Annotated in this window: 11 protein-coding genes and 1 pseudogene; 10 read left to right on the top strand and 2 right to left on the bottom strand. The window is 71.0% G+C overall.

From position 1 onward, the window contains the following. Positions 1-304: 304 nt before the first annotated feature. From pglW to pglX, 5 genes are all read left to right on the top strand, one after another. Positions 305-3,736 carry a BREX system serine/threonine kinase PglW gene (pglW, locus tag ACSMXR_RS24560; protein WP_473169927.1) on the top strand — a complete coding sequence of 1,144 codons (3,432 nt, stop codon included), beginning with the start codon at positions 305-307 and terminating at the stop codon, positions 3,734-3,736. Between the two features lie 41 nt (positions 3,737-3,777). Then, the gene (locus ACSMXR_RS24555) at positions 3,778-4,287 is read left to right on the top strand and encodes a hypothetical protein (protein ID WP_473169926.1); all 510 of its coding nucleotides are present in this window, start codon (positions 3,778-3,780) and stop codon (positions 4,285-4,287) included. Continuing rightward, the gene (locus tag ACSMXR_RS24550; RefSeq protein ID WP_473169925.1) at positions 4,284-5,690 is read left to right on the top strand and encodes a KGGVGR-motif variant AAA ATPase; all 1,407 of its coding nucleotides are present in this window, start codon (positions 4,284-4,286) and stop codon (positions 5,688-5,690) included. Before ACSMXR_RS24555 ends, ACSMXR_RS24550 begins: the two co-directional genes overlap by 4 nt. Continuing rightward, complete coding sequence (locus tag ACSMXR_RS24545; RefSeq protein WP_473169924.1) at positions 5,687-7,186, top strand: hypothetical protein; 1,500 nt, start codon at positions 5,687-5,689, stop codon at positions 7,184-7,186. The genes ACSMXR_RS24550 and ACSMXR_RS24545 overlap by 4 nt, the downstream gene beginning before the upstream one ends. A 162-nt stretch (positions 7,187-7,348) precedes the next feature. Next, on the top strand, positions 7,349-11,125 hold the full coding sequence (gene pglX, locus ACSMXR_RS24540) for a BREX-2 system adenine-specific DNA-methyltransferase PglX (RefSeq protein WP_473172441.1): 3,777 nt from the start codon (positions 7,349-7,351) through the stop codon (positions 11,123-11,125). A gap of 63 nt (positions 11,126-11,188) precedes the next feature. Here the strand turns inward: pglX and ACSMXR_RS24535 are convergent, their stop codons facing one another. Both ACSMXR_RS24535 and ACSMXR_RS24530 read right to left on the bottom strand, forming a co-directional pair. Beyond that, a complete protein-coding gene (locus tag ACSMXR_RS24535) occupies positions 11,189-11,296 on the bottom strand; it encodes a DUF397 domain-containing protein (protein WP_473172440.1) in 108 nt (35 codons plus the stop codon). A 94-nt stretch (positions 11,297-11,390) separates the two neighbouring features. Beyond that, positions 11,391-11,881, bottom strand: a pseudogene (locus ACSMXR_RS24530) (DUF5753 domain-containing protein). On the opposite strand from ACSMXR_RS24530, the gene ACSMXR_RS24525 reads away from it, so the two are divergent. From ACSMXR_RS24525 to ACSMXR_RS24505, 5 genes are read left to right on the top strand one after another with little or no spacing between them, the layout of a single operon-like run. Then, entirely contained in the window at positions 11,832-12,518 is a 687-nt protein-coding gene (locus ACSMXR_RS24525; protein WP_473169923.1) for an ATP-binding protein, read from the top strand. The pseudogene ACSMXR_RS24530 and the gene ACSMXR_RS24525 overlap by 50 nt on opposite strands. Further along, positions 12,518-16,435, top strand: a complete 3,918-nt coding sequence (locus tag ACSMXR_RS24520) for a BREX-2 system ATPase PglY family protein (RefSeq protein WP_473169922.1) — start codon at positions 12,518-12,520, stop codon at positions 16,433-16,435. The genes ACSMXR_RS24525 and ACSMXR_RS24520 overlap by 1 nt, the downstream gene beginning before the upstream one ends. Beyond that, entirely contained in the window at positions 16,432-19,218 is a 2,787-nt protein-coding gene (pglZ, locus tag ACSMXR_RS24515) for a BREX-2 system phosphatase PglZ (RefSeq protein ID WP_473169921.1), read from the top strand. The genes ACSMXR_RS24520 and pglZ overlap by 4 nt, the downstream gene beginning before the upstream one ends. Then, positions 19,215-20,582 carry a BREX system ATP-binding protein BrxD gene (brxD, locus tag ACSMXR_RS24510; protein ID WP_473169920.1) on the top strand — a complete coding sequence of 456 codons (1,368 nt, stop codon included), beginning with the start codon at positions 19,215-19,217 and terminating at the stop codon, positions 20,580-20,582. The genes pglZ and brxD overlap by 4 nt, the downstream gene beginning before the upstream one ends. Continuing rightward, the gene (locus tag ACSMXR_RS24505) at positions 20,579-22,753 is read left to right on the top strand and encodes a DEAD/DEAH box helicase (protein WP_473169919.1); all 2,175 of its coding nucleotides are present in this window, start codon (positions 20,579-20,581) and stop codon (positions 22,751-22,753) included. The genes brxD and ACSMXR_RS24505 overlap by 4 nt, the downstream gene beginning before the upstream one ends. Positions 22,754-22,945: the final 192 nt, after the last annotated feature.

The following is a 22,945-nucleotide window of genomic DNA, read 5'->3' as shown; positions in this document are numbered from 1 at the left end:
GCCCCGGCTGGGAGGACCGGCTGACCCGGCGCGACGACGGCCTGGTCAAGGAGAGCGGCCGGGTCCGGATCTATCTCTCGGGTCAGGCCGCGGCGGCCGAACAGCGCGGCCGGGTCGACCGGGCCGCCCTACGCGAGTACCAGGTACTCCAGGGCATCAACCATCGCGGCATCGTCCAGGCCGTGCAGATCCGTGAACACCAGGGCGGCCCGGCGATCCTCTTCCGGCATCACGAGTCAGATCTGCGCCTCGACGCGTTCCTGAACGCGTACGGCGACTCGCGCCTGTCGTCCGCCTGGACCTGGTGCGCCAGCTCGCCGAGGCCGTCCGGTACGCCCACAACCGGTCGCTGTACCACCGGGCCCTGTCGGCGCGCTCGGTGTACGTGTCCACGCAGGAGGACGGCACGGAGCCGGTGCTGCGGATCGCCGACTGGCAGACCGCCGCCCGGGACTTCGACACGACCTCCCATCTCACCCTCGGGCAGACGCCGCTGGACTCGGGGCTGGTCGCCGACATCGCCCAGGTGTACCTGGCCCCGGAGACCGCGAGGGAATTCGCCGACCCGGTGGACCTCGATGTCTTCGGCATCGGCGCGCTCTCCTACCTGTTGCTGACCGGCAAGCCCCCCGCGGATGCCCGGGGGCCCCTGGTGGACCGGCTCGCTGCGGACGGCGGACTGCACCCGTACGCGGTGTCCGACAGCGTCTCGGTGGCCCTGGACGACCTGGTCTTCCGGGCCACCGCCTCCGACGTGCAGAACAGGCTGTCGTCCGCCGACGAGTTCCTGCGGCTGCTCGACGCGGCAGAGGCCGAGGACGCCGCGGCCCGGCGCGGCAGTGTCGAGGTGACGGACCCGCTCACGGCCAAGGCCGGCAGCCGTCTTGACGCCGAGTGGGAGGTCGTGCGGGTCCTGGGGACGGGCGCGACCGCCCGCGCCCTGCTGGTGCGCCGTGCGGAGGACGGGGTGCCGGACCCGGCGTCGCTGCGTGTCTTCAAGGTGGCGCTCGACCGGGAGAAGGACAGCCGGCTCTACGCGGAGGCGAAGGCCCTGCGCGAGGTGGGCGGCAACCGCATCGTGAAGCTGCTGGCCGCCCCGCGTGAGCTGGGCGGGCACACCGTTCTGGAGATCGAGTACGCGGGCGGGTTCCGGTCGGCGGACGACCGCGAGGCGGTGAGCCTCGGCTCCCGGCTGCGCGGCGAGGGGCGGCTGGGGTACGCCCAGCTGGAGCGGTTCGGCAACGACCTCTTCGAGGCCATGGACAGCCTGGCCGCCCGGGGAGTGCGCCACCGCGACATCAAGCCGGACAATCTGGGCCTGTTCAAGCGCAGTGACGGCTCCTGGCAGCTGATGCTGTTCGACTTCTCCCTGGCGGACGCCCTCGACCAGGACCTCCAGGCCGGCACCCGCGGCTACCTCGACCCCTTCCTGGGTGACAGCCGCCGCGCCCGCTACGACGACTACGCCGAGTGGTATGCGGCGGCGGTCACACTCCACGAGATGGCCTCCGGCGAGCGGCCGGTGTGGGGCGACAGCCAGAGCGATCCGCGAACCGTCCTCGAGGCGGAGCTGTACGTGGCCCGCGAGCTGTTCGAGCCCGCGCTGGCGGACGGACTCACCGCGTTCTTCGGCAAGGCCCTGCACCGTGACGTGGAGCAGCGCTTCGACAGCCTCCACGACATGCAGGAGGCCTGGCGCGAGCTGTTCCGCCGCGCGGATTCGGCACGCCCGCCCACGACGCCCGCGACGGTCGACACGCAGGCGGCGGACGTGGAGGACGCCCGCGAGCAGGCCGCCGCCGCCGCCGAGCTCATGACACCCCTGCATGCCGCAGGGCTGTCGCCGCGCGCGGTGTCGGTGGCGGCCGGCCTGGGTGCCGAGACGGTGGGCCGGCTGCTGGACGTCCCACCGCACACGATCTCCCGCGCGCGCGGCGCGGGCAACGTGATCCGCAAGGAGCTCAACCGGCGCCACCGCCAGTGGACGCAGTCCCTCCGTAAGCGCGCCACGGCGAGGAAGCCCGTGCGGGTGCTGCCCGACGCCCCCGTCGAGCCCCTGGAGTCCGTGGAGACGCTCGCGGCCCGGCTGGTCCCGGCCGAGGGCGGCCCCCGCACACGTCCCCGCCGCGACATCGTCCTCGCGGCGCTGAGGCTGCCGGGCGCCGGACAGACCGGCGAGCTGCCCGCGTGGCCCGCCCAGTCGGCGATCGCCGTCGCGCTCGGTGTCAGCCAGCCGACCGTGTCCGGAAACCTCACTGCCGCGACCGAGCGGTGGGCGGCGCTCGACTGGCTGGGGACCATCCGCGACGAGCTGGTCACCATACTGTCCGAGCAGGGCAGGATGATGACGGCCGCGGAACTCGCCACCGAGCTGCGGGTGCGGCACACACCGCAGGACAAGGACGGCGCGGAGGACCGGGCCGACCTGCAGACCCACGCGCTGGCCGTCGTACGTGCAGCCGTCGAGGTGGAGATCCGGCGCGACGGCGCCGCCGACGACGGGAACGACGAGGAGGGCGCCTCCCGGCTCGCTGTCCTGCGGCGCGGGAGCACCGTGCTGCTGGCCCTGGTGGACCAGCCCGGCAGCGACGACCCGACGCCGGTGGAGCTGGCCGAGTACGCGACGCTCCTTGGCCGAACCGCCGAGGACGTGGCGGCTCGTGATCCGCTGCCCGGCGGCGGCTCCGTGCTGCGGGAGCTGCGCACAGTGCCCGCCCCGGAGGGGATGGCCCCACTCGCTGACACCCGGCTGCTGACGCTGTCCGCCGCTATGGCGGGCAGTGTCGGCGTCACCCCGCGCTTCGAGCTGTTCCCGCTGAACCTGAGCCTGGACCGGGCGCTGCGGATCTCGCAGGCCGCGGCCGGCGCGCGCCCCGGCATCGGGATCGGCGCCGACGAGCTGCTGAGCCGTATGCGCTCCCGCTTCCCCGGGCTGACCGCGCTCATCGGCGTCACGTACGTGGAGTGGGAGGAGGCCCTGGCCAAGGCGCACTTCCCGCTGGAATACGACCGCGACCGCAAGCGCTTCTTCCCGCCCACCCGGGGTGCGGAGCAGAACCGTCCGGCCTTCTCCGGCTCGGTGCTGACCAGCACGGGCACGCTGTACGCAGCCGCTCAGGGCCAGTTGGCGGAGGGGCGCGACCCGCGGCGGGTGATGGAGCTGAGGCTGCAGGAGGCCGTACGCCGAGGCGGCTTCCTCGCCATGACCGTCCGGGCCGCGCAGCTGCCCGGTACGGCCGAGCGCCTCGCCTCCCGCTTCGACGTGGTGCCGGTCGACGTGGACGGGCTCTTCCTGGCTGCCCTGCGGGCCCTGGCCGACGAGCAGCAGGTGCGGTGGGGGGCGCTGCTGAAGGCGGACGCCAAGTTCGCCGAGACCGGCAGGATCGGACCGGCGCTGGCGTCGTACACCCGGCTCGCGGCGGAGCGGGTCGCCGCCCGCTGCATGGCGCTCGCCGAACAGTCGGGCCCGCGGACGGTGCTCCTCGCGCACCGGGCCTCCCTGGTGTCCCGGTACTGGGACGTGGGGGGCCGTGAACTGCTGGTGTCCCTCCAAGAGGCGGCCCGCCGCCCGGCCGCGGTGCCGAACGGCCTCTGGCTGCTGGTCCCTATGGACGACCCGCAGTCCACCCCGGCGTTGGACGGCCGCACGGTCGACGTGGTGGACCGGGTGAGCGAATGGGTGGTGCTGGAGGGGCTGTTCATGAAGGAGTTGCAGGGCCTGCTGCCAACGGGCTGAAGCCTGCCGCCGTGGCGGCGCGAGGTCATAGGATCTGCGTCGTGGGGAACGACACGGAACAGCAGAAGGCCCAGACGGATTACGCCTGTGCGGGGGACCGGCATTACGAGGACGCTTCTTTCCTGCACGGCGACGGCCGGCTGCTGAACGCGGACCACTTGTTCGGGCTTGCGGTGGAGTGCCTGATGAAGGCTCTACTGCTGCGGTTCGGTGGATCCGATGGGGTATCCATGCGGGGCAGAGGGGGCTCCGACAGTGACCGGCTCTGGTGGGACGACCCCAACGCCCCGAACCCGAACAAGAAGCGCCAGCCCCTGGGGCACATCAACGAAATCCGCGATGCGCTCCCTCTGCTGCTCAGCGGACGCCCAGGCCCCGATCTCCAAGAAGCGCTGACCAGGGTCTCCGACGACTTCGAGGAGTGGCGCGTCGATGACCGTTACGCCGACGGAACCCACCTAGCCCAGCCACTCCTGTCCCGCCGCCAGGAGGCGGCGGCCCTCGCCCACGAGCTGCACCTGCACGTCCAATTCACCGGAAAGCTGTCATGACCTTCTACGACGAACCGATCCGCTTCGACACGGCGGGTCCGGCCGCTTTCACCCTCGCCGACGAGATCGCCGCCGAAGGCTTCGACGTCCTCCTCATCAGGGACGTGCTCGGCAGGTTTTCCCTGGTGGTGGAGGACGGAGGGGAAGGCCGCGCGGCGAGCGGCGAACAGGCCGACCGCTGGAAGGATGCCTTCACGGGCCGGCTGGGCCACTACTGCGGAGAGCGTCCGCTTGTCCTGGCCTCGATCCTGCGGCTGCCGGCCTCGCTGACGGCCTCGCCCCGGACCCGGGTGGTCAAGGCGGCCGCCGACGAGGTGGGCACAGTCCGCTTCCTCGACAACACGGTCGTCGGCGGGGAGTGGTCCCACGTCTCCACTCCGCCCGCCACGGACGAGGACGGTGCGCAGCGCCCCCGCCGTACGGCTCTGTACGGGTTCAAGGGCGGCGTGGGCCGTACGACGGCGACCGCGGTGCTCGCGCGGAAGCTGGCCGACCAGGGTCTGGTCGTGCTGGTCGTCGACCTCGACTTGGAGTCGCCCGGTGTGGGCCCGCTGCTGCTCGCGGGCGGCACTCTGGGCAAGCACGGCGTGGTGGACCATCTGGTGGAGTCGACGCTCGGCAACGCGGACGGCCTTGAGATCGTGACCCGGTCCGGGTACAACCCAAGCAACCGGGGCGAGCTGTGGATCGCCCCGGCACGCGGCGCGGGCACCGAGGGCGTCCCCTACGCATACGTGGACAAGCTGAACCGGGTGTACGCCGATGCAGCGGGCGACCGCTTCGCCGATCGCCTGGCCGCCACGGTCCGTGCCTGCGAGGAAGCGGTGGAGCGGAGCGAAGGCGGGTTCCCACCTGATGTGGTGCTGCTCGACAGCCGGGCCGGCATCCACGACGTGGCGGCCGTGACCATCTCCCACCTGTGCGACTACGCGCTGCTGTTCGGCGCGGACAACGAGCAGACCTGGTCGGGCTACTGGGACCTGTTCGAGGCGTGGGCCGCCTCCGGGCAGGCCCCGGCGATCCGCAGGAAGCTGCGCATGGTGGCGTCGATGGTGCCGGACTCCGCGCACTACTCCAAGGACACCCACCTTGAGTCGTTCCAGCTGAACGCCTATAACACGTTCGGCCTCCTGTACGACTCGCTCGCAGCGGACGAGGTCTCCGCCCCCGAGCAGGGGGCCTGGGAGCTGACCGACGAGGACGCACCGCACTCCCCGATCCCGATCCTGTTCGAGCCGGGCCTAGTGGGGATGAACGTGCCGGACTCCCCGGACTGGCAGGACCGCGCCTTCGTGGAGGCCGCGTACCGTGACTTCCTGAAGACGGCCGTCCCTCTCATCCTGGCGGGGTCGGCCGAGGGATCCGACGCCGAGTCGGCCGAGCCCGAGGACGACCGCGCATGACCGAGCCGCTGGCCCCCGGCGAGTTCCGCGACCTGCTGTCGCGCGCGCTGGAGGGAACCGTGGACGCAGACACCCGGCCGCCCGCCCCGCACACCCTGTACATGCCGGACGCTCACCGCACCGCGCTGTACGTCGACAGCACGGTGGTACAGGGCGACCGGGGCGTCGGCAAGACCTTCTGGGCACGGTCCCTGCTGGACAAGCACCTGCGCGCGGCGGCGGCCGCCGAGTACCGCATCAACCGGCTGAACCGACTGGAGGTCTCAGCCGGCTACGGCACTGACCTCGTATCCGACTACCCGGGGCCGCTCGCCCTGCCCTCGCTCCTTGTAGGCGGCGCGCTGCCGGCGGAAATCTGGCAGGCCATCCTGCTCACCGCCCTCGGGCAGCCCGAGCTGCGGAAGACCGAGGACTGGAACGACCGCGTACTGTGGGTACGCACCAACGCCCAGTCCGCCGAGGCCACCATCAGGCGCGCGGACTCGGAGGCCGCCGCAAAGAACATCGTGCGCCTGCTGGTCTTCGACGGCCTGGAGCACCTGCACACCGACTGGGACACCCGCAACCGGCTGATCGCCGAGCTGCTCCGCCTGGCTCTGCAGATGCGGTTCGGCACGCACAACATCCGCCTGAAGGTGTTCATGCGCCCCGACATGCTCGACGCTGCCAAGCAGCTCTTCCCCGATGCGTCGAAGCTGTCGGGTAACGCCGCCCACCTGGAGTGGACCCGCACCGACCTGTACGGCCTCCTCTTCCACCACCTGGCCAACGAGGACGACGAGGCAGCCGAGCGATTCCGCCACTTCACCGGCGGCTGGAACGGCTCCGAGACTGCCGCGCAGGTGCGGTACATGGCCCCGCCGTCCCTGCGCAACGAGGAACAAACGCAGCGACCGCTGTTCGAGCGGATCGCCGGCGAGTTCATGGGGACCAATGTGCGCCAGGGCCGCCCCTACGCCTGGCTGCCGAACCACCTGATGGACAGCAACAACCGGATCAGCCCGCGTACCTTCCTCAAAGCCCTCAGCGTGGCCGCCGAGACCACTCAGGCCACCCACCCTTCCCACGACCGGGCGCTCCACTACGACGCGCTCAGAGACGGGGTCCGCGAGGCCTCCAAGGTCCGCGTCGACCAGATCGTCGAGGACACCCCGTGGGTGGAACTGGCCATAGCCCCGCTCAAGGGCTGCCAGGTCCCCATCTCCATGAGGGAGATCATCCGGATCTGGAAGGACCAAGACCTTCCGCAGCTTCTCCGAGAGGAGATGTCCCGCTACGCCCAGGCCGACAGCCCGAAGCTGGTCCGCACCGGGCCGCGCGACCCTGACAACCTGGAGCACCTGGTCCAGGACCTGAAGGCCCTGGGTGTCCTGCGTCACAGGCCTCGGACCAAGACGGAGAAGCTTGACCTGTACTCGCTGCTCGACCTGCCCGACATCTACCGCCTCGCCTTCGGCCTGGGCCGCCTCGGCGGGATCCCGCTCACCAAGAAGTAGGACGAAAGCCTGCGGCCGCCCGGTGGGCCCGTCCGGGCCTCCGGCCTGGCAGGATGGATCGACTGGTGCGAGAGCACGCGCCGCAACCCGAATCGAAGGAACACCCCGGTGCCCTCCCAGGATGCCCGTACGGCCGACGAAGCGAAGGACACGGCGAAGGCCATGCCGCTGAACCATGCCGTGCTGCTCAAGGACCTCCAGAAGCAGGTCGCGCTCCTGGAGGAGGACCTGCGCGAGCGCGCGCACGGTGACAGCGAGCAGGCCGCAGCGCTGAAGGCGGAGTACGAGCGCGCCGTCAGCCAAGGCCGCACCGAGGTGCCGGAGCAGTCGTGGCTGGAGGAGCGGGTGGTGCAGATCGCCGCCGCCTGGGTCCTCGGCTGCGTCTTCGTCCGCTTCTGCGAGGACAACGGCCTGGTCGCCGAGGCCCGCCTGTCCGGCCCCGGTGAGCGGCTGGCCGAGGCGCAGGACAACCACGACGAGTTCTTCCGGGCGCACCCCGACCTGAACGACCGCGACTGGCTCAAGGAGACCTTCCGCGCGCTCGGCCGCGAGCACGAGATCACCGAGGGTCTTTTCGATCCGGCGCACAACCCGCTGTGGGAACTCGACCCGTCCTACAGCGCCGCCTCCCGCCTGCTCTCCTTCTGGCGCGAGCGCGGCGCCGACGGCCGCATCCGCCACGACTTCACCGACCCGGAGCTCAACACCCGCTTCCTCGGTGATCTCTACCAGGACCTGTCCGAGCACGCCCGAAAGACGTACGCGCTGCTCCAGACTCCGGGGTTCGTGGAGGAGTTCATCCTCGACCTCACCCTGGACCCGGCCCTGGAGGAGTTCGGCCTGGACCCGGCGTGGAAGCACGTCCCCGAGGGCTGGAGGGGCGAGACGGCCGAGGAGATCGACGAGAACGGCAAGCTCACCAAGGTCGTCCGCGGTCTGCGCTGCATCGACCCCGCCTGCGGATCGGGGCACTTCCTCCTCGGCCTGTTCCGCCGGGTCCTGGCCGCCTGGCGTGAAACCGAGCCGGGCACGGAGAACTGGACGCTGGTGCGCCGCGCCCTGGAGTCCGTCCACGGCGCTGACAAGAACCCCTTCGCCGTTTCCATCGCCCGCTTCCGGCTGCTCGTCGAGATGCTCAAGGAGTGCAAGGTCGGCCGGCTCTCCGCGGCTCCGCGCATGCCGATCCGCATCGCCGTCGCCGACTCCCTGCTGCACGGCCGGGACGCCGGCCGTGAGACCGACCCGACGTTCGACGACATCGAGCGGGGCGAAGCGTTCACGTACCGCACGGAGGATGTCGCGGAGTACGTGAAGGAGGTCGACCTCCTGGGGCGTGGCTCGTACAACGTGGTCGTGGCGAACCCGCCGTACATCACGGTCAAGGACAAGGCCGAGAACGAGACGTACCGGAAGATCTACTGGGCGTGCTCAGGAAAGTACGCACTGACGGTTCCGTTCGCCCAGCGCATCTTCGAGTTGGCGATGCGCGCGGGCGGCGACCAGCGGAACGGAGGCTTCACCGGGCAGATCACGGCGAACTCCTTCATGAAGCGGGAGTTCGGGGCGACGCTGATCGAGTCGTTCTTCAACGGAGGCCCGTACAAGGACCCGCAGACCCGGCGCCGACGGGACTTCCCCGGCGTCGAACTGACGCATGTCCTGGACACTTCCGGAGCGTTCATTCCCGGGCACGGCACGCCGACGGTGATTCTGGCGGGGCGGAACCAGGGACCTCGGCAGGCGTTGCCGGTGCGGGCGGTGCTGGGGGTTCGGGGGGAACCGGGCCAGCCGCCGAAGGGGCTGGAGGCTCAGGGGAAGGTGTGGCGGGCTATCGTCTCGCAGTGGCGCAAGCCGGGGGTTGGGCCTGAGGAGTGGGTGACCGTTGAGGATGTGGAGCGGCAGAGGTTTGCCGCGCACCCTTGGTCGCTGAGTGGCGGTGGAGCCGGTGCCCTCTTTGGCAGGGTTGAGTCAGCACTGACTTCACGACTGGGGCCTCACGCGCATCGCCTTGGCGTGTTCGGGATCCCCGGAGCGGATGACGCCATGGTCGTTCCCCAGCGAGTATTCGACGAGCAGGGAGTTCCCAGCGCTCAAGTACGCCGCCTCATCGTCGGTGACGAGCTGCGCGATTGGAGTGAACTGGAGGGACAATCGGTGTTCTTCCCCTACTCCTCTGCACGTGAGCTGCTACTCGAATCGAAACTCGCGGCTGGCCTTCGCTGGCTGTGGCCTAACCGAACCGAACTGGGCAATCGCGCCACTTTCAGCAAGGCGACATACTTCACAGAAGGGCGCCCCTGGTACGAATGGCATCAACTGCCCCGAGACAAGGGGGCCCATGCCTGGACCATCACTTTCGCGTTCGTCGCCACGCACAACCACTTCGTGCTGGACCGGGGTGGGAAGGTGTTCAAGCAGTCCGCACCGGTGATCAAGCTGCCCGAGGGCGCCAGCGAGGAGCAGCATCTGGAGTTGCTTGGGGTGCTGAATTCGTCAGTGGCTTGCTTCTGGTTGAAGCAGGTCAGCCAGGGCAAGGGGGGAAGCGGCCTGGGGCGTGGCCTGCAGGACGAGGGCTGGGAGGAACGCTACGAGTTCACTGGCACCAAGCTCCAGGAGTTCCCGGTTCCTGCCGAACTCCCCCGACCCCTTGCCCGTCAACTCGACACCCTCGCCCAGGAACTGGCAGAACACGAGCCCACCACACTCACCGGCGCCTCCGCCACGCCCCCCACCCTCGAAGCCCTCGAAGCGGCCAAGGCTACCCAAGAGCGAATCCGGGCCCGGATGATCCTGCTCCAGGAAGAGCTGGACTGGACCGTGTACGGGCTGTACGGGCTGCTCACCCCTGCCGAGGTGGCGCGCACCACGCTGCCCGGCGACCCGGCCAACCTCGCCGACGTGCCAGACCTCGCCCTTGGTCAGCGCGCGTTCGAGATTGCGCTGGCCCGCAGCGGTGCCGACACAGCGTGGTTCGACCGGCATGTCTCCGAACCGGTCACCGAGATCCCGACTTCGCCCGAATGGCCCGAGTCCTACCGCCAGATCGTTCAAGCGCGGCTCGATCTCATCGCCGGCAACAAGGACATCCGCCTGATCGAGCGGCCCGAGTACAAGCGCCGCTGGTCCACCAAGCCCTGGAAGGACAGAGAGGCCGCCGCCCTGCGCTCCTGGCTACTGGATGCCATGGAGAGTGAAGAGCTGTGGTTCGAGGAGCGGGACGGCATCGACTCGCCCCGCCCGCTCACGATCTACCAGCTCGCCGACGTCCTCCGCCACGACCAGGCCGTCCAAGACATCGCCAGGCTCTACGCGGAGCGGCACCTCGGCAAGCGGGACGTCCCACTGTCCACCGTCCTGACCGCCGTCGTCGAGCCCGAGCACGTGCCCTACCTCGCCACGCTTCGTTACAAGGAGTCCGGGCTGCGCAAGCGCGCCCAGTGGGAGCATGTCTGGGACGAGCAGCGCAAGGAGGACAAGGAAGGCGAGCGGCGTGACATTAAGGTCCCGCCGAAGTACACGTCCGCGGACTTCCTCAAGCACAGCTACTGGTCGAACCGGGGCAAGCTGGATGTGCCGAAGGAGCGGTTCGTTTCGTATCCCGGTGCTTCTCCCGACAACGACCCATCGCTGCTCATCGGCTGGGCCGGCTGGAACCACCGCTACCAGGCGGAGGCTCTGGTCAACCTCCTGAACGACCGCCTGAATGTGGACGGCTGGCACAAGGAGGACCCCCGCTTCGTTCCGTTGCTCGCCGGGCTGGCGGAGGTCATGCCGTGGGTGAAGCAGTGGCACGACGATTACGACGCGGAGTGGGAGGGCTATCCGGCCGAGGAGTTCAACACCGCCCTCACCGCCGGCCTGCACGGCCGCGACCTGTCCCCGGACGACCTCGCCGCGTGGCGCCCGGAGAAGAAGCGGGGCAAGGCTGCGGCCAAGTAGGCCCGGCCGACCCCGGACACGTCTGAGGGGCAAGGACTCATGGTCCTCGCCCCTCAGACGTGTTCACAGTTCAGTCGCGCCCGCCGCCATCCTGAGGAACGCGGTCCACTCCGTGGGAGCGACCGTGAGGACCGGCCTCGTGATCCGCTTGGAGTCCGGTACATGGACCAGCGCGGGCGTCTGGACGACCTCGACGCAGTCCCCCCGTTACCCGCGCTGTAACTACTCTTGACCCAGACCAGCTCCGGCGCGGAGTCCAGCGTGTTCATTGCTCTCCCAACAGCTTCTCGATGAACGCCAGCGACTTCCTCGGGGTGAGTGCCTGCGCCCGCAGGGTGCCATAGGTCGATCCAAGGATCCCAACCTTCCTGGGTTCCGAGTGCAGGGCGCTCTCGTCCTGCACCTCCATGTAGGAAATCCTGCGCCGTTCTCCGATTTGGAGCAATGTGAACGCCCCGGCCAGGCCGCGTGTTCCTCCCGGTCGGTCGGCATCACCTGGATTTCGATGTTCCGCTCGTGTCCGAACGCCAAGATCTGTTCCAACTGCCCGCGCATCACTCGGCGCCCTCCCAACGGCCGACGGAGCACCGCTTCCTCGATGACAAAGGTCATGAGCGGCGCAGGCCGCTTGTCGAACTTCATCGCCGACAACACCCCACCCCCGCCCACCGCCCGGTCCACCGCGTCCACCAGCTCCGGCTTCGGGATGCGCCGCCCCTGCTCCACCGATGCGATCTGCGCCTCCCCGTACCCCACCCGCGCTCCCAGTTCCGCCTGGATGAGGCCTGCCGCCTCGCGCAGGACGTCCCCGACAGCGACTTCGAGCTCCCGTTCGCCTCCAGCCCGCGTGGGGCCCGGCTTGGCCCGCCGGCTCGACTCGCACTGCCTCCACTCCTGGGGGCACCCGTACGGGTCCGAGACCAACAGCGGCGTGAGCTTCGTCCTCACCGAGCTCGCGGCGAACGCCGTCACCCATGGCCGGGTGCCCGGTCGGGATGTGCTGCTGCGGCTGGTCCGGGGTGACGGGCTGGTGCGGATCGAGGTTAGTGACACGCGGTGCGGGCGCGCGCCGGTCTTCCGGGCAGCCGGGGACGGCGAGGAGGCGGGCCGCGGCCTGGTGATCGTCTGTACGCTCGCCGAGACCTGGGGGGGGTGGTGCCCCGCCCGGGTGCACCCGACAAGACGGTGTAAGCGGTGCTGCGCGAGGGCGGTCGGCCGGCCTCCACGTGACGTACGCCCTTCCCCGGCTCTTCCCGGCAGTCCCACCTGTGCCCCCGGCCCTGGCAGGATAGGCGCACGTGGTGTGTGCGGACGCGGGCGATGGCCAGCGGCCGCCGGGAGCCCGGCAGCGGCAGCCGGGCCTGGGAAGGCTGTGGGGAGCGGAAGCGGCTGATGGCGCGAGGCAGCAGGGTCGTACTGAGGGATGTCCTCGACATCAAGGAGGATCTCCACGCCGGGGACTTCAAGATCGCCCTGTCCGAGGGATTCACGGACGCGCGGGCCGGGTCGATCGACGACTACGTGGTCACGGAGCAGCTTCAGGGCGAGTTCCGCAAGGCTCTGAAGCTCGTCGGCAGCTCCCTGCGCAAGAACGCCTCGCAGGCCGCGTACCTGCACGGCTCGTTTGGTGCCGGTAAGAGCCACTTCCTGACCGTGCTGCATGCCGTACTCAACGGGGACCCGGCCGTTGAGGAGAAGCCGCGGCTGCGCGAGGTGATCGCCGAGAACGCGGACTGGTTGCCGGGCCGGAAGTTCCTGATGGTGCCGTACCACCTGGTGGGTGCCGCAAGCCTGGAGTCGGCCCTGCTCGGCGGCTACGTGCAGACGGTGCGGCGGGAGCGGCCTGAGGCGTCCACCCCACTGGTGTTCCGGGCGGACTCGCTGCTCGCGGACGCACGCGAGCTCCTCAAGCAGATCGGCGACGAGGCGTTCATCAAACTGCTCCCGGCGCCCGTCTCCGCACCGCAGACTGCCGCGGCGGGTGGCACGGACGACGGCGACGACGATGAGGAGCTGAAGCCGATCGGTGCTGTCCCCGCCGTCGGCTGGACGGGGGAGACCCTCAAAGCCTCGTTCAACGCGCCCGCCGGCGACCCGCAGCGCGACCGGCTGCTGGCAGCACTGTTCCAGGGGCCGTACAAGCACTACGCCGAGACGGTCAGTGGCGACGCGGGCGCGTACATCGCGTTCGACGACGGTCTGAGCGAGATAAGCAAGCACGCCCGCATGCTCGGCTACGACGGTGTCGTGCTGTTCCTGGACGAGCTGGTGCTGTGGCTCCAGGCACGGATGTCCGACCGGACCTTCATCAACGACGAGGTCCAGAAGCTCGTCAAGCTGATCGAGTCCAGCAACCCCGACCGGCCGGTGCCGATCATCTCGTTCATCTCCCGCCAGCGCGACCTGTCGCAGCTCATGGGCTCCGACATCCTCGGCTCGGACGTGGAGAACCTCCAGGCCGCCCTCGAGTACCTGAAGGAACGCGTCACCGTCGTCAACCTGGAGGACCGCAACCTCCCGGAGATCATCAAGGAGCGCGTCCTCAAGCCGCTGCCGGGGCAGGAGCGGGTGCTGGACACCGCATTCGCCGGGATCGACAAGGCCGGGCAGGCCGTCAAGGACGTCCTCCTCGACGGGGACGGGGCCACCGGCGCGGGCTGGGAGGACTTCCGGTCCGTCTACCCGCTCTCCCCCGCCCTGCTGAACGTGCTGGTGGCCCTGTCCGGGGCACTCCAGCGGGAGCGCACCGGCCTCAAGCTGGTCCAGCAGTTGCTGGAGCGCAACGCCGACGCCGAAATCGGCCGGCTGATCCCGCTGGGCGACCTGTGGGACGTCCTCGTCGACAACACCAGTACCGCGTTCACGACCCGGCTCCAGCACGAGTCGGAGACCGCCCGCCGCTTCCACCTCAAGGCCCGCCGGTTCCTGCTGCAACGGTACGGGCACGCCGAGCACCCCGACTTCGTCGCCGACGAGCGCTTCGTCAAGACGCTGCTGCTCGCCGCGCTCGCGCCCGACGTGCCGGCGCTGCGCCGGCTGACCGCCGGCCGGCTTGCCGCACTCAACCACGGCACCCTGCGCTCGCGGGCCGTGCCCGTGCAGGACAAGGTCGTCGAGCGGATGCGAGCCCTGCAGGGCGAGTTCCCGAGCGAGCTGCGCTCCGAGGGCACGGACGACCCGGTCTACTCCCTGCACCTGTCCGACCTGGACATCGACCCAATCCTCGACGCCGTCGCCGGCGAGGACAAAGGCGGCGTTCGCCGTACCTGGCTGCGCGAGCAGCTGTGGGCGGAGCTGAAGCTCACCCACCGGCAGGGACAACTCGTCGACGAGAAGAAGATCGTGTGGCGCGGCTCCGAGCGCACCGTGGAGTTCGGGTTCGGACTGGTCCGTGACCCGCGCAACGTCTCGGACGAGGCCTTCGAGCCGAGTTCCGCGGGCAACATGAAGATCGTCCTGGACTGCCCCTACGACGAGGAGCCGGGCCGCTCCCCCGACGACGCGCACCGGCGCGTCGCCGAGCTGCGCAGGTCGCATCCGGGCGTGCCCGTGCTGGTCTGGCTGTGCGACCACTTCTCCGAGCAGCGCAAGGCGCAGCTGGGCCGGCTCATGCGGATCAACTTCCTGCTGGAGCGCGACCGCCTGTCCGACTACACGCGCAACTTCCCGCCGGACGACCGCGCGAAGGCCCGCCGTCAGCTGGAGCACGCACGGGAGAACCTCACCCGTACCCTCGTCGACTCGCTGCGCGAGGTGTACGGGCTCGCCGAGGCCAAGGAGGGCACGCGGGGTGCGGAGGTACCCGACGGGCGGCATGTGCTGTCCCTGCAGCCCGAGTTCCCGCGGCCGCAGACCGAGGGCAGCAAGCCGTTCGAGCAGACGGTGGTGCAGCTCGCCGACGGGCTGTTCAGCGCTCTTTACGACAAGCACCCCGACTTCGGGCCCGGTGCGGGCTCCGCGCCCCGCGCCGTCACCCCGGCCGAGCTGTCCACCGCCCTGAAGTGGCTCACCCGGGCCATGGACGAGGGCGGCCGGGTCGAGGTCGACCCGAAGGAGCTGCGGATCGTCAAGCGCATCCTCGAGCCGCTGGAGCTGGGCACGGTCCACGACGGCCCGCTCGTCGTGCGCGGCGACCAGCTGCGCACGCAGATCAACCGGGCGGCCGCCGCGCACAGGGAGCGCGGCGAAATCGACTCGCTCGACGAACTCGCCGTCGAGGACATCCGCAACTGGATCAGGGACGACCTCGGCCTGCGCGGCCTCGACAAGAACGTCTCCAGCCTGCTCATCGCCGCCTACGCCCTGCTGGACGACCGGTCCTGGGTGCTGTACTCCGGCACCGACACCGCCCCTCCGGCTCTGGCCGAAATCAGCGTCGGCTGGAAGCTGCGCGCCCAGCTGCTGCCCAGCCAGGAAGAGTACGCCACCGCCCGCGACCGCGCCGCCCTGCTGTTCGGCGTCACCGCCAAGCCGGGCCTGTTCGCCCGCAACGTCAACCGGCTCGCCGCCGAGGTCATGATCAAGGCCGTCGAGTACGAGAAGAGCGTCGGCGACGTGCGCACCGTCCTGCGCCGCCATGCCGCGCTGCTCGGACTCGACGAGGACGGCACCGCCGAGCGCACCCGCATCCTGCGCGAGGCCGCCGCGCTGCTCGCCCGGCTCGTGCGGCACCCCGAGGACGCGACCGGCCTGGTCCGCGAACTGGCCGCGTACACCTACGAAACGCCCGCGCGGGACCTCTCCCACGCCATGGCCAGTGCCGCCGGCCTGTTCGCGGCCCTGAACGGCGCCGACTGGAAGCTGCTGGCCAGCGTGCGCGGTCTCGCCGGCCGCGACGACAGCATCGGCGACCGCGCGCAGCGGCTCATGGAGCGCATCGGCGAGGCCGTGCGCGCGCCGGAGCGTGAGAGGTCTCTGATCCCCGTACTCGGAGAAGTCGGGGAGACGGGGCATGCCCTGCTGGATGCCGCCCTGCAGCTCGGGAGCTCCGCCACCCTCGCCGAGCCGGCCCCGCCGGCCGGCGCCGCGGAGATCCCGCTGTCCGAGCACGGCGCCCCGCCCGTGCCTTCCGCTCCCCAGGGCCCTGTGCAGGGCAGGCAGGAGCCGCTGTCCTGGGAGCCGGAGGAGCCCGGATCGGCTGCCGGCGCCGCCCCGGTGCGGGCTGCCCACCGGGTCATCGCGCCCGGGACGGCGGCGCTCCGCGCCGACCTGACTGCCGTACGCGAGGAGATCGAGGCGTTCCGGGCTCTGCACCCGGACACCCCGGTGGAGATCGTCTGGCGTGCCGAGCCCAGCGGTGAGCACCCGTGACGATCTCCCGGCCCGTCGCCGGCCGGCGCGCCATCGAGGTACTACTCAAGGCGGAGTTGAAGGACGCCCTCGACGGCCGGCTCGTCCTGGTCGATGCAGTGTGGGATTCCGCCGAACCGCACACCGAGTTCAGCGTCACGGTCGACGGCGAGCCACGCCGTGTCCTCGTCAGCGACCAGCACTCGCCGCTCGGCGTCACCGAGGCGTGGCACCGCCACCTCGCAGGCGGTGCCGGCGACGACGGCGTGCTCGTCGTCACCGGCACGGTCCCCGCCGACCAGCTCGGCCTCGATCTGCGGGCGCACGCGGTGCGGCGGCATCCGCTGCCCGTGGACCGCGCGGAGATCGTCGCCCAGCTCTTCGAGGCCGCCGACCTCGACCCGCAGATGCTGGGCGAGCACTGGCTGCTCGAGGCGCTGCTGCAGGCCGAGCCCCTCGACGGCTGGCCCCGCGTCGGAAACGTCCTCACCCGCGACCGGGCGGTACGCGCCCTGCTCGGAGCCCGTCTCGGACTCGGCGACCCGGCCTCCGGAACCCTCGACCTGGACGCCGACGCATTGTTCGCCTGGACCCGCACACCGGCCGGGCCGACCCTGTACGCCGCGCTGCCCAAGGAGGAGCAGCACGGCCTGGAGGCCTGGCTGGGCCGGACCGTCGGGCCCGCCGCACCCACCCTGCTGGCCCTGGCCGCCGAAGGGCGGGGCAGTGACGCACTGCCGCTGGGCGTGCTCGCCTCGGCCGCCCTCGGTTCGAGGTCCTCGGACGCGGCGGGTTTTGCGCTGGGCACCCTGTTCGGGCCTGCCCTCGCGTCCTTCGACACGCTGCGGCCCTTCGCGGACGCCGCCACAGGCGTCCTCACCCGCTGGATCGCGCAGGCCGAGGGCGCCGGTGTACCCGCCGGCCCGGCCCGTTCCCGAGTGCTGGGCGTCCTCGAACGCGCCGACCGGCTCGCCGCCGACGCGCGCCTGACGGATCTGGTCCGCGGAGACGGGCTGCTCCCGTCTGGCTACCTGGGGCGGCTGCGGGCGCTGGCCGCCTGCCTCGGCGGCCGCGGCGAGGACGCGACCGCATGCGCCGAGTCCGCCCTGCGCGACCTGGAGGCACACCAGCTTGCCGCGCTGTTCGCCGAGTCGACCGAGACGGCCCGTACCGCCGTCCGCCTGACGCGCTGGCGCGCCACCGAGCCGGCGCTGCCCGCGACCGTCGCACAGGCCGTACAGGAACACCTCGCCTCCTCGGGCTGGGCCGACCTGGCCATCGGGGTCCTCGCGGAAGGGGACGCGTCGCGGGACCCGGCCGTCGGCGAGGCGTACCGGCGGCTGATAGGGGCGGCACGCGAGCGCCGTACCGGTCTCGACGCCCACTTCGCCGGGCTGCTCGCCTCCTGGACGGAGACCGCCTGCCAGCATGCGTCCGGGGATGCGCTCCTCATCGAGGATGTCCTTGCCAGGGCGGCCTCTCCGCTCGCCCAGGGCGGCGGCCGTCCGCTTATCCTCGTCCTCGACGGGATGAGCGCGGACATCGCCGTGCGGGTCGCGGGAGAGCTCAGCGGCAGGGCCTGGACGGAAATCGTTCCCGCCGTGCCCGGCACACGGCCTCAGCGGCAGGCAGCGGTGTCGATGCTGCCGTCGGTCACCCGCGTCAGCCGGGCCTCCCTGCTGAGCGGCCGGCCGTGCGAGGGCGGCCAGGGAGCGGAACGCACCGGCTTCACCGCGTTCTGGCGCAAGCGGCACCGGGGCGCTCACCTCTTCCACAAGGGGGCGTACGAGGGGCCGCTCGGGCACCGCCTCGACTCTCAGGTCCTCGACGCCTTGGCCTCGGACGAGATCGTCGCCGTCGTCGTCAACACCATCGACGACGCGCTGGCCGACGGCCGGGAGGGGACCAGCGGCCGCTGGGGCCTGTCCGACATCGGGAAACTGCCCGACCTGCTCAACGCCGCCCGCGACTACGGCCGTCCTGTCGTACTCGTCTCTGACCACGGCCACGTCATCGACCGCACCGATCGCGGCCACCCGCCCGCCGACGCCATCGGGGTGCGCGGGGCCCGCTGGCGCACCGGGGACGCTGGCGACGGGGAGGTCACCCTCGCCGGGCCGCGGGTCCTGACCGACGGCCGGCGTGTCACTGCCGCGTGGCGTGACGACCTGCGCTACACAGCGCGGCAGGCCGGATACCACGGCGGTGCGTCGCTCGCCGAGGTCACCGTTCCTGTGATCACCCTGGTCCCGCTCGGTGGGGCCGTGCCGTCGGGTTGGGTGCTGCTGCCTCCGGAGAGCGCCGAGCCGGCGTGGTGGCAGAAGTCCGGCAGCGCGGTCGCACCGGGCGCCAGCACTTCGGCGGGCGCGGCCCGGACCGGTTCCGCGCCGGCCACCGCGTCCCGGAAGTCCTCGTCCAAGGCCGTTGCCCGGGACGCGGTGGAACTGCCTGCGGGCGTCGGCGGCGGAGGCGCGCTCACTCTCGGGCAGCGGACCACCCGCAGTGCCGCGTACCGGGCGCAGCGTGAATTCGTCCGGGCCGCGCCCCCGGACAAGGCGGTGGAGGCGGCACTCGACGCCTTGGATGCCGCGGGCGGGAAGCTGTCCCCTGGGGCTGTCGCCGCTGCCGCCCAGGCCGCCACCGGCAAGTCGCAGCGCAACCCGGCGCGCTTCGCCACCATGCTGGAACGGCTGGTGAACATCGACGGCTATCCCGTGCTCCGGCTCGTCGAGTCCGGCCGCACCGTGCAGCTCGACCGCGCCCTGCTCGGCCAGCAGTTCCCGTTCCAGGAAGGCACCGCATGACCAGCCCCGCCTTCGACATCAGCGCAGCGCGCCGCCGTGACGTCGTCAACGCGCTGCGCCGCGGCACCGTCCCCCAGGCGGGGCTCGGCCTGTTCGCCGTCGGCCTGGAGCGCTTCGAGGGTGCGCTCGACGACGACCTGGCCACCGTAGCCCGGGGCGGGGCCGCCTTCCACGCCCTGCGCGGCGAGTACGGATCCGGCAAGACGTTCTTCGCCCGGTGGCTCGCCGAGCGGGCGAAACACCGGGGGCTCGCCGTCAGCGAGGTGCAGATCTCCGAGACGGAGACGCCGCTGCACCGGCTGGAGACCGTCTACCGCAGACTCACCGAACGGCTCACCACCTCCACCCACCAGCCCTCGGCGCTGCGCGCCGTCGTCGATTCCTGGTTCTACGCCCTTGAGGAGGAAGCCCTCTCCGGCGGCGACGTGGCAGAGGACGACGAGGAGGCACTGGCGGCCGCCGTAGACGGGCTCCTGGAAGAGCGGCTGGCCGCCGTCGCCCGCACCACCCCCGCCTTCTCGGCAGCGCTGCGTGGCTACCGGCGGGCCGTGGCGGCCGGTGACGGGCCCCTCGCCGAAGCGCTGATCGCCTGGCTCGGTGGACAGAAGTCGGTGGCCGCCGCCGCCAAACGGGCGGCGGGAATCCGCGGCGACCTCGACCACTTCGGCGCCCTCGGGTTCCTGCAGGGCCTGCTCACCGTGCTGCGGGACTGCGGACACCCCGGGCTGCTGCTCGTCCTGGACGAGGTGGAAACCCTGCAGCGGGTGCGCGGCGATGTCCGGGAGAAGTCCCTCAACGCCCTGCGCCAGCTCCTCGACGAGATCGACACCGGGCGCTTCCCAGGCCTCTTCCTCGTGATCACCGGCACCCCGGCCTTCTACGACGGGCAGCAGGGCGTGCAGCGCCTGGCGCCCCTGTCCCAGCGCCTGGCCACCGACTTCACGACCGACGCGCGCTTCGACTCGCCCCGTGCGGTGCAGCTGCGGCTGCCGGGGTTCGACCTCGCCTCACTCGGCGAGCTGGGACGCAAAGTGCGCGACATCTACGCAGCCGACGCACGCCACCCGCAGCGGCTGGCCAGCCGCGCGGACGACGCCTACCTCAACGAGCTGGCCCGCGCCGTCACCGGAGCGCTCGGCGGCAAGGTCGGTATCGCACCGCGCCTGTACCTGCGCAAACTGGTCGCCGATGTCCTGGACCGCATAGACCAGTTCGAGGACTTCGATCCCCGCAGGCACTACGCCCTCACCCTGCACACAGCGGAACTCAGCGACACCGAGCGCAACGCGGCGGGCGGCGTGACGAGCACCGCGGCGGTTACGCCTGCGGTCAGTGCGGCGGACGTCGCCCTGGACCTGCCGTGAGCGGCGAGGCGGCCAGCCGAACCGGTGAGGGGAGCATTCCGGAAGCCTTCGACCTGCTGGATCCCGTCATCGGGCACCACATCGTCAACACCCTCGGGTGGCCCGCCCTGCGCCCCCTGCAAGCGGAGACCGTGGCTCCGCTCCTCGCCGGCGAGGACGCGGTACTCCTGGCTCCCACCGCCTCCGGCAAGACCGAAGCGGCGGCCTTCCCCCTGCTGACCCGGATGAACCGGCACGGCTGGAAGGGCACCAGCGTGCTGTACGTCTGCCCGCTCAAAGCCCTTCTCAACAACCTGCACCCGCGCCTGGAGGCGTATGCAGGCTGGCTGGGCCGCACCACGGGGCTGTGGCACGGAGACGTCAACACTCCGCGCCGCCGCCGACTGCTCGTCGAGCGCCCCGACATTCTGCTGACCACGCCAGAATCCCTGGAATCGATGCTGGTCAGCACCCATGTGGACCACCGGTCCTTCTTCAGCGGCCTGCACTCGGTCGTCATCGACGAGATCCACGCCTTCGCCGGGGACGACCGCGGCTGGCACCTGCTGGCCTTACTCGAGCGCCTGACGCGCACCGCGGGCCGCCCACTGCAGCGCGTCGGCCTGTCCGCGACCGTCGGCAATCCCGCCGAGCTGCTGGACTGGCTTCAGGGGTCCGGGCGGGGGACGCGTCCCGGCCGCGTCGTGGCCCCCGCCCCCCGTCCGCAACCGCCTTCGGCGGGCACCGCCCCGCCGGCCGGGGAGATCGAACTCGACTACGTCGGGTCCGTCGCCAACGCCGCCATCGTCATCGCGGCTCTCCACCGCGGCGAGAAGCGCCTCGTCTTCTGCGAGAGCCGGCGCACCGTCGAGGAGCTGGGCGAGCAACTGCGCCTGCGCGGTGTCACGACCTTCCTCTCCCATGCCTCCCTCTCCGTGGACGAACGCAGACGTGCGGAAGCGGCATTCGCCGAGGCGCGGGACTGCGTGATCGTCTCGACCAGCACCCTGGAACTCGGCATCGACGTGGGCGACCTGGACCGGGTCATCCAGTTGGACGCGCCCCGCACCGTGGCCGCCTTCCTCCAGCGGCTGGGCCGCACCGGGCGCCGCCCCGGGACCAGCCGCAACTGCCTCTTCCTCGCGCTGGACGACGAAGGGCTGCTCGCTACTGCGGCTCTGCTGCTCCAGTGGTCGCGGAACTGGGTGGAACCCGTCACCCCGCCCCCCGAGCCACGTCATCTCGTCGCGCAACAGCTGCTGGCGCTGTGCCTGCAGGAACACCAGGTCGGCGCCAACCTGTGGCAGGAGTGGTGGGGCGGCCTCGGCCCCTTCGGCCCGGGAGCCGCACCCATCGTCCGGCACCTGGTCGAACAGGGATACCTGGACCAGGACTCGGGCCACCTGTTCATCGGGCCGGAGGCGGAACGCCGCTTCGGGCACCGGCATTTTATGAACCTGACCGCCGTCTTCACCGCCCCGCCCGAGTTCACCGTCCTCAACGGCCGCAACGAGATCGGCCGCACCGACCCCGATCTGCTCACCGAGCAGGTCCAGGGCCCCCGCAGGCTCCTGCTGGCGGGGCGCAGCTGGCAGGTCACCCACATCGACTTCAGCCGCCGCCGCTGCTTCGTCACCCCCGTCGACGACGGCGGGCGGGCGCGGTGGAACGGCTTCGGCGCGGAGCGGGTCCTCTCCTTCGAGCTGACACGTGCCGCTCGCGATGTGCTCCTCGGCGAGGACCCGCCCGTACGCCTCACCGGGCGGGCCTCGGCGCGCCTCGCCGAGGCCAGGGAGACCCACCTGGACGCGGTACACCCGGGGGGGACCGTCATCGCCCGCCACACCGACGGGGACATCCGCTGGTGGACGTGGGCCGGCCATCGCGCCAACGCCACGCTCGCGGCCACCATGCTGCCCGCCGTGACACCACACCGACGTTCCCACGCCCACTGGATCCGGCTACGGGACGACCTCACGCGCGAGGAGTGGGCGAAGGCCAAGGCACAGGCGGCGGAAGGCTTGACCCTGCCTGAAATCGACGGACGTGCCGTGCGGGGCTTGAAGTTCGCCGAGGCACTGCCACCCAGGCTCGCCGAGGCGACACTGGCCGCCCGCACGGTGGACGAGGCGGGTGCCCGCTTCGCCCTCGAAGAGTCGGTCCGATTCGCCATCCTTCCAGCCAAATCCTGAGTGCGTTGGGTCCGAGCAATTCAGGACTGGCCAACGCCCCCGCCACGGGCGATATGAGCAGCCGCAGTCAGAGGTGATGCCGGAGCAGATTCCCAGCACCATCCCAGCACGGGAAGCGCCCAGGGGCCCGTTCATGAAGACCCGGACCCCTCCTGACCTGCGCGTTTAATATTCGCGACGTGGTGGAATTGC

This window comes from Streptomyces sp. DSM 106670, assembly GCF_055792845.1.
This window is presented reverse-complemented; position numbering and strand designations above follow the sequence as displayed.